We start from the raw sequence: 9,666 nt of genomic DNA on the forward strand, positions 1-9,666 counted from the left end.
GGGGCAGGCGCAGGAAAGCGCGCGATGATCTTCAGGCAACTGTTCGATAGCGTCTCCAGCACCTACAGCTATCTCCTCGCCGGCCATCGCGGCGGGGAGGCGCTGATCATTGATCCGGTGCTCGACAAGGTTGATCGCTATCTCCAGCTGATGCGCGAGCTCGACGTACGGCTGGTCAAGTCTTTGGACACGCACACCCACGCCGATCACATCACCGGATCGGGCGCGCTGCGCGACCGCACGCACTGCATCACGGTGATGGGCGAGCGCAGCAACGCCGACGTGGTGTCGATGCGCGTTCGCGAAGGCGAGCGCATCCGAATTCCGGGCGTCGAGCTCGATGTTCTCTACACGCCCGGACACACGGACGATTCATACAGCTTTATGATGGCCGACCGAGTGTTCACCGGCGACACGCTGTTGATTCGCGGCACGGGCCGCACTGACTTTCAGAACGGCGACGCGCGGGCGCAGTACGAGTCGCTTTTCGGCAAGCTGTTGAACCTTCCCGACTCGACGTTTGTCTATCCGGCGCATGACTACAAGGGCGATACAGTCAGCACGATTGGCGAGGAGCGGGCGTTCAATCCGCGCTTGCAGGTCAAATCCATCGATGAATATGTCGCGCTGATGGACAGTCTGCATTTGCCCAATCCGAAAATGATGGATGTCGCGGTGCCGGCGAACGTTCACATCGGATTGCATCAGGAGGACATCGCGCGGCGGGGCTGGTCGTTGACGCCGCAAGACGCGCTCGACGTTCTCGGTCAGCCGTCAACAGCTCTCGTCGATCTGCGCGAGTCGCGCGAGCGCGAAGTTCATGGCGTTATCCCCGGTTCGCTCCATATGCCCTATGACGAACTCGACGAGCATATCCGGGACGGCGGCCTGCTGCATGAATTGGCGGTCGCCACCGGCAAGCGCATCGTTTTTTATTGTGCCTTCGGCGAGCGTTCGGCGATGGCGGTCGAGGCCGCCCAGGAAGCGGGACTAACGTCCGCTCGCCACATTCAGGGCGGCCTCGACGCTTGGATCAAGGCCGGCGGTCCGCTCGTAGGCTAATTTGGATATCGGCTCGATCGAGTTGACTCCTCGTAAGGAGCTGGAAAGCGCAGCTTGAGACGCCATGTACGTTCCTCTGGAGGGTGCACTATGAACTCGAAGCTCGTAAGCCGCGCGCTCAAGGCGCTGGAGCATGCCGGCGAGATCGCCGCCGTTCTCTTATTTGGCGCAATGATTTATTTCGTGCTCACCGCGTGATCGCCGGTTAGTCTTCGCCTTCCCCGAACAATCCGAACTGCGCAGCAGGGCGCGCCGGCTCGGCGAGGCCAAGGTGACGGAAAGCGTGCGGCGTCAGCAAGCGCCCGCGCGGCGTGCGCTGCAAGAAGCCCTGCTGCAATAGAAACGGCTCGATAATGTCCTCGATCGCGTCGCGCGGCTCCGACAGCGCCGCCGCGATCGTCTCGATGCCGACCGGGCCGCCGCCGAAATTGACGGCCACCAGATTGAGATAGCGACGATCCATCACGTCAAGGCCGATTGAATCGACCTCGAGGAGCGACAGAGCATGATCGGCGAGTTTGCGGGTGATTGATCCCACGCCATCCACCACGGCGAAGTCGCGCACGCGTCGCAGAAGGCGGCCGGCGATGCGCGGCGTGCCGCGCGAGCGGCGGGCGATTTCCTTCGCGCCCGAGGCGTCGACGCCGATCCCCAGCACGCGCGCGCCGCGCTTGACGATCAGCTCCAATTCTTCCGCCGTATAGAAATTTAATCGAACAGGAATGCCGAAGCGGTCACGCAGCGGCGTCGTCAGGAGGCCGGCGCGCGTCGTGGCGCCGACGAGGGTGAACTTCGCAAGGTCGATCTTCACCGAACGCGCCGCCGGGCCCTCGCCGATGATCAGGTCGAGCTGGAAATCCTCCATGGCCGGATAAAGGATTTCCTCCACCGCCGGATTGAGCCGGTGAATTTCGTCGATGAACAGCACATCGCGCGGCTCGAGGTTGGTGAGCAGCGCCGCGAGGTCGCCGGCCTTGGCGATGACGGGGCCGGAGGTGGAGCGAAAATTGACGCCAAGCTCGCGCGCGACGATCTGCGCCAGCGTGGTCTTGCCCAGTCCAGGCGGGCCGACGAGCAGCACATGATCGAGCGCGTCGCCGCGCGTCTTGGCGGCCTCGATGAAGACCTTGAGATTGGCGCGCGCCGCCTCCTGACCCGTAAAGTCCGAAAGCGACAGCGGTCGCAGCGACGCGTCGGCGTCGTCGTCGCGCTGCTCGGGGCTGACAAGGCGCGCGGGGGTGGTCAAACGGGCGGCTCCCATGCGCTGGCGCAGGCGCTGTGCTAAGATGCGGCAAACGGAGCCGCGCCGTGAATCGCCCGTCCTCGCAATATGAGTATATGTCCCTCGACGATTTCGAGGAACTTTTGCCCGACAAGCCCGCCGATGAGAAGTGGGAGCTGATCGGCGGCCGCGTCGTGCGCATGATGGTCGGCGCGCGCTGGGAGCACAACTACATCATCCAGAATTTGGCGAATGGCATCCGCGAGCGCTTGCGTGCGTCGGGTTCGCCCTGCCGGACCTTGGTCGAGTCGTTTCGGCTGCGTAGCCGCCCGACAGAGTCTTCAACGCTGCCGGACGTGATCGTCCATTGTAGCGCGCTTGAGCCAGGAGCCGCGTATCTGTCCGATCCGACGGTGCTCATCGAAGTGATGTCGGAAGGGAGCAAGGCTCGAGATCGATTCGAGAAATGGGCGGTCTATCAACTGCTGCCGAGCCTGAAGCATTATGTGCTGGTTGAGCGCGATCGCGCCCATATCGAGACTTTCGACCGTGTCGCAGATGAGTGGGGGGGCGTGCGGATCTTTGATGGGCTCGTCGCGACTTTGGAATTGCCGGCGGTCGGGGTCGGCGTTCCGCTCGCTGAAATCTACCGCGACGTGATCGCCGCCTGATCGCGCGCTCAGCGCGCGAGTTCCCGCAGGCCCTGGCGAATCAGCGCGCTCGCCTCGGCGGCTTCGCCAAGCTGCTTGAGGCTTTCGGCCACCGCGGCAGCCGCCTGCGGGCGCCCATAACCGAGATTGACGAGAGCGGAAATTGCATCGCGCGCGGCCGACGGCGCGCCTTCCGGCTCCTCGCCCGAGAGCCGCGCCAGGGCAGGGTCAATTGCGCCGAAGGCGGGCGCCTTGTCCTTCAGCTCCGCGACGATGCGCGCGGCGAGCTTCGGGCCGACGCCCGGCGCGCGGGAGACGCTCGCCTTGTCCTGCATGGCGATGGCGGAGGCGAGATCGTTCGCGGGCAGAATCGACAGGATCGCCAGCGCCACTTTGGCGCCGACGCCCTGCACGGTCTGCAGCAACCGGAACCAGTCGCGCTCAGACTCGGTCGCGAAGCCGAAGAGGCGGATTGAATCTTCACGCACCTGCGTTTCGATGGCGAGCGCGGCGGCTTCGCCGACGCGCGGCAGCTTCTGCAGCGTGCGCGTCGAACAATGCACCACATAGCCGACGCCATTGACGTCGAGGATGACGAAATCCTCGCCATAGCTGTCGATGAGGCCTTTGAGCTTGCCGATCATGCCGAAATCCGCAGTCTCGCGCCGCGATGCTGGGCGTGGCAGATCGCCACCGCCAAAGCGTCGGCGGCGTCGGCGCTCGTCGCTCCGCTCGCCGGCAGCAACACCCGCACCATCATCTGCACCTGCGTCTTGTCGGCGTGGCCGGCGCCGACGACGGTCTTCTTGACGAGATTGGCGGCGTATTCGGCGATGACGAGGCCGGCGAGCGCGGGTGCGGTCAGCGCCACGCCGCGCGCCTGTCCGAGCTTCAAGGCCGACTGCGGATCGCGATTGACGAAAGTCTCCTCGATCGCCGCTTCATGTGGCGCATGATCGGCGATGACGCCCATCAGGCCCAAATGCAGCTGCGAAAGCCGCTCGCCCATGTTGAGGCTTGCGTCGGAGCGCACGCGCCCGCAGGCGATGAAGGAGAGCCGCGAGCCCTGCGCCTCGATGACGCCCCAGCCGGTGTTGCGCAGGCCGGGATCGATGCCGAGGATGCGAATCGGGGCAGGGGTCATGCGGCGAGCGTAGGCGGAAAGCGGCGCTGGGGCGAGACTCTTGCAGCGTTTCTTGCGGCGGCTCGGACGCCTCAGGGCGGTCGCGTCTCCGGCTGCTCGCGCGTTTTGCCATCCAGCAGACAGCTGACCGTGACGTCGCCCATGACGTTGATGGCTGTCCGGCAGCGGTCCAACAGCCAGTCGACGGTAAACAGCATGGCGATGTAGTCGGTGGGCAGCGCGACGGCCTTGAAGACCATGGTCATCGTGACCAGTCCCGCCTCTGGAATGCCGGCTGCGCCGACGGATGCGACGACCGACGTCAACACGACGATGAACTGCTGGCTGAGCGTCAAATGCATGCCGAGCAATTGCGCGACGAACAACGCCGACATGGCTTCATAGAGCGCCGTGCCGTCATTATTGAAGTTTGCGCCCACGAGCGCGCCCATGCTGGCCGACTCCTCGCGCAGCCCGACGTTTTCGCGCAGGCGCGCATAGGTCACCGGCATCGTGGCCGTGGAGCTGCCGGTCGAAAACGCCATCACCAGCGCATCGCGCACGCCCCGCAGCAGTTCGAATGGGCGCACCCATGAACCCAGTCGCACGCGAACGAGGTAGTAGCCGGCTTGCAACGTCAGCGCCGCGAGCACGGCGACGACGAAGCCTCCCAAAGCGAGGAAGTCGCCAAATCCCTTTACGCCGATGATGCTGGCGACGATGCCGAACACGGCCAGCGGCACCAGGTCGATGATCCAGTGCAGAATCGTAATGAGGCTGGTCAGCGCCACGTGAACGAGGTCTTCGACGGTGCGCACCTCATGATGCCGCAGGCTTCTCAGCGCGACGCCGAGCGCCACCGCAATGAAGATGACGCCCATCACCGTGCCATTGTCTGAAAACGGTCCGCCGATGCTCTTGGGCACGCTGTCCAGGAATTGCGCGAGGGGATCGGCGCCGGCTGCGGCCTTGGCGGGCGCATGCGCCGGCGCGGGGCTCCACCATGAACCGGGCTGAAGGACATTAGCGACGAGGAGGCCGATGCCGATCGCCACCAGCGTGTTGGTCAACAGCAGCGTCACCAGCCGGAGCGCCTGGCGTCCGCCAAGATGCGCGCGCATCAGCGCCTGCATGATCGCCAGCAGGATCAGCGGAGGGGCAAGCGCCCCCAGGAGCCGCAGGACGAGTTTGGCGGGAATTTCTAGCAGTGCCGCCTGATCGCCAAGCGTGACGCCGACGACAAGCCCCAGCGCCACGGCCCCCAAGATTCGCAGATAGAGGGGCGTCGCGCGCCACCAGCCGAGGGCGCCCAGGCCGTCGGTCGTCCGTTCCGCATCTTGTGAGATCAACTGAGACGACCCTTGTCTTGGCGAAAGACAGCAATTGAGCGGTTGGCGTCAGAATAAGCGCTTGTCCGCCTTCGTCGGCTCGCGATCAAGCCTCCGCCTTTGCGACGGCGTCGGCTACGGCGTCAAACGCCAGCATGGTCGAGCCGTGGCGGGCCTTGTAGTCGCGCACCGGCTCCAGCACCGCGAGGTCGGCCCATTTGCCGGTCGGCGGCGGACCGTTCTCCTTGAGCATTCTGCGCAGCGCCTCGCGCGCCTCGCGCAGCTCCTTCGGCGTGGAGCCGACCACGTTGCGCGCCATGATCGAGGCCGACGCCTGGCCCAGCGCGCAGGCCTTCAGCTCATGCGCATAGTCGGCCACTTTCCCGTTTTCCAGCCTCAGATCGACGGTGATCGTCGAGCCGCAGAGTTTGGAATAGGCCGAGGCGGTCGCGTCCGGGCGCGGCAGCCGGCCGATGCGCGGAATGTTTCCGGCAAGTTCCAGAATGCGTTGATTGTAAATGTTGTCGAGCATCGCCGCCGCGCGTTTCAAGCCAAGGCCTTACCATCGCCTCGGTAAATCTCTATATAGGATTTTGCGCGCCCTCGCGAAAGCGGCGGGTCGCGCCGGGGCCTTCAACCGCCCTCGTCAGTCTCGAATTCTCGCGTGATCTCGAACCATCTGGAGAGGGCGACGATTTGAGGGACCGCCTCGCTCGCGCGAGGCATTCGCTGCCGTTGCGCCTTTCAGAGGCGCGCGCTGAAGCATATGGAGGCGCCACATGGATGACGTGGTTAAGACCTGTCCCTTTTCTTCGCTCGAGACGGTTAAAACCGTCGAACGCCCCTCCCGTGATGAAGCAGAAGCCGCCGTACGCACCCTGTTGCGCTGGGCGGGAGACAATCCGGACCGCGAGGGGCTGCAAGACACCCCGCGTCGCGTCGTCAAAGCCTATGAAGAGTTCTTCAGCGGCTATCGAGAGAGCGCCGACGAGGTCCTGTCGAAAGTCTTCGAGGAGGTCGAAGGCTACGACGATCTCGTGCTCGTTCGCGACATTCCCTTCACCTCGCATTGCGAGCACCACGTCGTGCCCTTCGTAGGCAAGACGCACATCGCCTATTATCCGGCGGGCGGGGTGGTGGGCCTATCGAAGCTTGCCCGGCTTGTCGAGATTTTTGCCCGCCGCCTCCAGACCCAGGAGGCGATGACGGCGCAGATCGCGGCGGCGATCGACGAAGCGCTCGCGCCGCGCGGTGTCGCCGTGATGGTAGAGGCGGAACACATGTGCATGTCGATGCGCGGCGTGATGAAGCAGGGATCGTCCACGGTCACCATGCAGTTTTCTGGCGTGTTCCGCGAGGATCCGGCTGAGCAGGCGCATTTCTACACGCTGCTGCGCGGAGCGCGGTGATGTCGCAGGCTTCCAAAGAGGTGGAGGAGGGGAGCGTTTTCGCGCCGAAATTCGACGCGAACGGCCTCATCGTCTGCGTCACCACGGAGGCGGCGACGCATGAAGTGCTGATGGTCGCCTATATGAACGAACTCGCGCTCGAGAAGACGATCGAGACGGGTCTCGCCCATTATTGGTCGCGGTCGCGGCGCTCGCTCTGGCGCAAAGGCGAGACGTCGGGGCAGACGCAAAAGGTGCTGTCGCTGCGCGTCGACTGCGATCAGGACGCCGTGCTGCTCGAGGTCGAAGTCGGCGGCGACGGCAAGGCGTGCCATACGGGGAGAAAGTCCTGCTTTTATCGGGCGCTCGGCGATGAGGGCGCACTGGTTTTCTCCGCCGATGGCGCGTAGGCGCTCGTTTTTTTGGCGGAAAGTTAACCTGAAGCCCACCTTTCGAAGCGCAGGCTGGTCTCCAAATATATCTTGTGCCGCTTACCATGACGGAGACAGCGGCGCGGGAAGGCCCGTATGTTATCGCTACGCTCACGCAACCCTCAACTTGTCGATGCCGAGGCGGCTGGCGCGATGACGGACGAACCACAAGCTCCTCCGACGACCCTCGTACGCAAGGCCGATACCGAGGCCAAACGGCAAAGGCGCGGTCAGCCGACGATCGGGCTGGCGCTCGGCGCGGGCGCGGCGCGCGGCTGGTCGCACATCGGCGTGCTGCGCGAACTCGCCGCCAATGACATCAAGCCCGATGTCATCGCAGGCACGTCGATCGGCGCCGTCGTCGCCGGATGCTACGCCGCCGGCAAGCTTGATCAGATCGAGGCCTTTGCCCGCACCCTGACCAAGCGGCGCGTCTTCACGCTGATGGATCTCTCATTTTCCGGCGCGAGCCTCATCACCGGCGAACGGTTGCGGTCCGCCTTGGAAAAGGAACTCGAAGGCCTGGAGATCGAGGACCTGGCCATACCCTTCGCCGCGGTCGCGACTCAGGTTGGGACGGGCCATGAGGTGTGGCTGCAGCATGGCTCCGTGTCGCTCGCCATCCGCGCGTCTTATGCGTTGCCGGGCGTTTTTGAGCCGGTGCGCATTGGCGATCGCTGGCTTTTTGATGGCGCGCTGGTCAATCCCGTGCCGGTCACCGTGTGCCGCGCGCTCGGCGCGGAATATGTGATCGCCGTAAACGTCACCGCCGACACGATGTATCGCGCGCGCGTCATCCGCGACGATCCCGGCGCGCTGCATCGCGCCGCAGAGGCCGGTCCGTTCGGACAGAAAGCCGACGCCTCCTTCGTCGATCGATTCCTGCCCCGCTATTTCGATCGTCAGCCGGGCGATGCGCCGAACGTCGCCACCGCGATGATCGACGCCTTCAACATCATCCAGGATCGCATCCTGCGTTCGCGGTTGGCCGGCGACCCGCCAGACGCCACGATTACGGCGCGACTGGAGGAGGTCGGCATGTTCGACTTTCACAAGGCGGAGCAACTCATCCATGTGGGGCGCGAGGCGACGAAGCGCGCGCTGCCGAATATCTTCGCCCACATCCCGCTGTCGGCCCCGCCCAGTCCTTAGGCTTGCGCGATGTATTCGCGCATCGATCGGTGCTCTTCCTCGATGACGCGAATGCGGTATTTGACCACGTCGCCGATCGACACGAGGCCCACGAGGCGCGTTTCCCGGATCACGGGGATATGCCGGCGCCGTTCAATGGTCATCACCCGCATCGTGTTCTCGACGGCGTCATCTTCTCTCGCCGGCTGGGGGCTGGGCTGCATATACGCAGATATGCGCTGCGTCAGCGCCTCTGGCCCGTCCAGCGCCACCGCCGAAACAATGTCGCGTTCGGCGATCAGTCCGGCCAGTCGGCCGCTGTCGTCCAGAATCACAAGCGCGCCGATTCGATAGCGCATCATAAGCTGGGCCGCCTCCTGCAGCGTCGTGTCGGCGCTCGCAGTCACCACCTCTCGTCCTTTCTCTGCGAGTATGTTCGAGATCGTCATCTGGCCCTCCTTTTCGCTCTCGACCGGCCTCCCGCGCCAACCGAAGGCGTTACTGCGAACTCAGGGCATGCCGACCTGCGCGATCAAAGAAGCTGAAAAAGAGCAGGCCGAACAAAAACCCTCCGACGTGCGCTTCCCAAGCGATCGCGTTCGATACGCCGACCGCCTGCGGAAAGACGCCAAGAAGCACGTTCACCGCTAGCCATGCGAGAAGGAAAAACATCGCCTGTCGGTTCAAATGCAGTTGCGACAGCGAAGTGGAATGCGATTCCTCGTCGTATGGCGTCCGGGGACTGGGCCGCTTGTCCGCCAGCCGCGCTCCTGGCGTAAATGCGAAACGCACAATTGCCCCCATTGTTCCTGAGATTGCGCCTGATGCGCCCACGACGGGCGCGATTTCGTAAGGGTGCAGCGCAAGAAACAACAACGCGCCTGCGAAGGCGCTCGCGGCGAGAAAGAGGAGGTAGCGCGCCGAACCGAATCGACGTTCGACCGGCGTGCCGAATGCTGCAAGCGCTAACGCATTCACGATGAGATGCGTCCAATCGCCGTGCAAGAAAAAATAGGTCAGCATGGTGCCGTATTCGGCGCCGCCTTCAAGCGTCACGCGCTCCGGGATGAAAGCGAACGTCGTGAGCAGCCAGTTCGAGAATTCCAAAGGACCGTAGGCAATGACGAGCTGCGTCGCCGCCAGCACGACGATCAGCGCCTTTGTCACTATCGGGAGATTGAAAATTTGTTCTCGCCTCGCGTGCACGTTCGCTCCTGTCCGTTTTGCTGGGCAAGAGCCCGCGCAGCATTAAGCTATCTAGCGCGACCGGCCTCGGCGAGCGTCCCGATTTGAAGCGCCGGGCGACGACCCACAACCGTTTGCGCGAGCGC

The 9,666-nt window shown here is 64.1% G+C and carries 12 protein-coding genes; 5 read left to right on the forward strand and 7 right to left on the reverse strand.

All coding sequences use genetic code 11. From position 1 onward, the window contains the following. Positions 1–24 precede the first annotated feature (24 nt). Positions 25–1,062 (forward strand): MBL fold metallo-hydrolase, encoded by a 1,038-nt coding sequence (locus ACPS74_RS17165; RefSeq protein ID WP_029648479.1) that lies wholly within the window; start codon positions 25–27, stop codon positions 1,060–1,062. A gap of 205 nt (positions 1,063–1,267) precedes the next feature. Here the strand turns inward: ACPS74_RS17165 and ruvB are convergent, their stop codons facing one another. Next, complete coding sequence (gene ruvB, locus ACPS74_RS17170; protein ID WP_029648478.1) at positions 1,268–2,323, reverse strand: Holliday junction branch migration DNA helicase RuvB; 1,056 nt, start codon at positions 2,321–2,323, stop codon at positions 1,268–1,270. 47 nt (positions 2,324–2,370) lie between these two features. Between ruvB and ACPS74_RS17175 the strand changes: the two genes are divergently transcribed. After that, entirely contained in the window at positions 2,371–2,955 is a 585-nt protein-coding gene (locus tag ACPS74_RS17175; RefSeq protein WP_029648477.1) for a Uma2 family endonuclease, read from the forward strand. 8 nt (positions 2,956–2,963) lie between these two features. On the opposite strand, the gene ruvA is transcribed toward ACPS74_RS17175, so the two are convergent. The 4 genes from ruvA to ACPS74_RS17195 all read right to left on the reverse strand — a co-directional run bounded on the left by ruvA (position 2,964) and on the right by ACPS74_RS17195 (position 5,917). Beyond that, positions 2,964–3,578: a Holliday junction branch migration protein RuvA gene (ruvA, locus tag ACPS74_RS17180; RefSeq protein WP_029648476.1), complete on the reverse strand. Its 615-nt coding sequence runs from the start codon at positions 3,576–3,578 to the stop codon at positions 2,964–2,966. Beyond that, on the reverse strand, positions 3,575–4,078 hold the full coding sequence (gene ruvC / locus ACPS74_RS17185) for a crossover junction endodeoxyribonuclease RuvC (RefSeq protein ID WP_029648475.1): 504 nt from the start codon (positions 4,076–4,078) through the stop codon (positions 3,575–3,577). The genes ruvA and ruvC overlap by 4 nt, the downstream gene beginning before the upstream one ends. Positions 4,079–4,149: 71 nt before the next feature. Next, entirely contained in the window at positions 4,150–5,406 is a 1,257-nt protein-coding gene (locus tag ACPS74_RS17190; protein WP_029648474.1) for a dicarboxylate/amino acid:cation symporter, read from the reverse strand. Positions 5,407–5,491: 85 nt separating this feature from the next. Continuing rightward, positions 5,492–5,917, reverse strand: a complete 426-nt coding sequence (locus ACPS74_RS17195) for an iron-sulfur cluster assembly scaffold protein (protein ID WP_029648473.1) — start codon at positions 5,915–5,917, stop codon at positions 5,492–5,494. 247 nt (positions 5,918–6,164) lie between these two features. On the opposite strand from ACPS74_RS17195, the gene folE reads away from it, so the two are divergent. The 3 genes from folE to ACPS74_RS17210 all read left to right on the forward strand — a co-directional run bounded on the left by folE (position 6,165) and on the right by ACPS74_RS17210 (position 8,356). Then, positions 6,165–6,794 (forward strand): GTP cyclohydrolase I FolE, encoded by a 630-nt coding sequence (gene folE, locus ACPS74_RS17200; protein ID WP_018407865.1) that lies wholly within the window; start codon positions 6,165–6,167, stop codon positions 6,792–6,794. Beyond that, positions 6,794–7,183 (forward strand): phosphoribosyl-AMP cyclohydrolase, encoded by a 390-nt coding sequence (gene hisI, locus ACPS74_RS17205; RefSeq protein ID WP_029648472.1) that lies wholly within the window; start codon positions 6,794–6,796, stop codon positions 7,181–7,183. The genes folE and hisI overlap by 1 nt, the downstream gene beginning before the upstream one ends. 174 nt (positions 7,184–7,357) lie before the next feature. Beyond that, a complete protein-coding gene (locus ACPS74_RS17210) occupies positions 7,358–8,356 on the forward strand; it encodes a patatin-like phospholipase family protein (RefSeq protein WP_029648471.1) in 999 nt (332 codons plus the stop codon). On the opposite strand, the gene ACPS74_RS17215 is transcribed toward ACPS74_RS17210, so the two are convergent. After that, entirely contained in the window at positions 8,353–8,784 is a 432-nt protein-coding gene (locus tag ACPS74_RS17215) for a CBS domain-containing protein (RefSeq protein ID WP_029648470.1), read from the reverse strand. The genes ACPS74_RS17210 and ACPS74_RS17215 overlap by 4 nt on opposite strands. A 49-nt stretch (positions 8,785–8,833) precedes the next feature. Further along, positions 8,834–9,541, reverse strand: a complete 708-nt coding sequence (locus tag ACPS74_RS17220; RefSeq protein WP_029648469.1) for a rhomboid family intramembrane serine protease — start codon at positions 9,539–9,541, stop codon at positions 8,834–8,836. Positions 9,542–9,666 lie beyond the last annotated feature (125 nt).

The organism is Methylocystis sp. SB2 (assembly GCF_049817085.1).
GTDB lineage: Bacteria > Pseudomonadota > Alphaproteobacteria > Rhizobiales > Beijerinckiaceae > Methylocystis > Methylocystis rosea.

Bases quoted from the DNA above. Each gene is read 5' to 3' on its own strand.
- ACPS74_RS17165 (WP_029648479.1), top strand. From the start codon at position 25: ATGATCTTCAGGCAACTGTTCGATAGCGTCTCCAGCACCTACAGCTAT.
- ruvB (WP_029648478.1), bottom strand. From the start codon at position 2,323: ATGGGAGCCGCCCGTTTGACCACCCCCGCGCGCCTTGTCAGCCCCGAG.
- ruvA (WP_029648476.1), bottom strand. From the start codon at position 3,578: ATGATCGGCAAGCTCAAAGGCCTCATCGACAGCTATGGCGAGGATTTC.
- ruvC (WP_029648475.1), bottom strand. From the start codon at position 4,078: ATGACCCCTGCCCCGATTCGCATCCTCGGCATCGATCCCGGCCTGCGC.
- ACPS74_RS17195 (WP_029648473.1), bottom strand. From the start codon at position 5,917: ATGCTCGACAACATTTACAATCAACGCATTCTGGAACTTGCCGGAAAC.
- folE (WP_018407865.1), top strand. From the start codon at position 6,165: ATGGATGACGTGGTTAAGACCTGTCCCTTTTCTTCGCTCGAGACGGTT.
- hisI (WP_029648472.1), top strand. From the start codon at position 6,794: ATGTCGCAGGCTTCCAAAGAGGTGGAGGAGGGGAGCGTTTTCGCGCCG.
- ACPS74_RS17210 (WP_029648471.1), top strand. From the start codon at position 7,358: ATGACGGACGAACCACAAGCTCCTCCGACGACCCTCGTACGCAAGGCC.
- ACPS74_RS17215 (WP_029648470.1), bottom strand. From the start codon at position 8,784: ATGACGATCTCGAACATACTCGCAGAGAAAGGACGAGAGGTGGTGACT.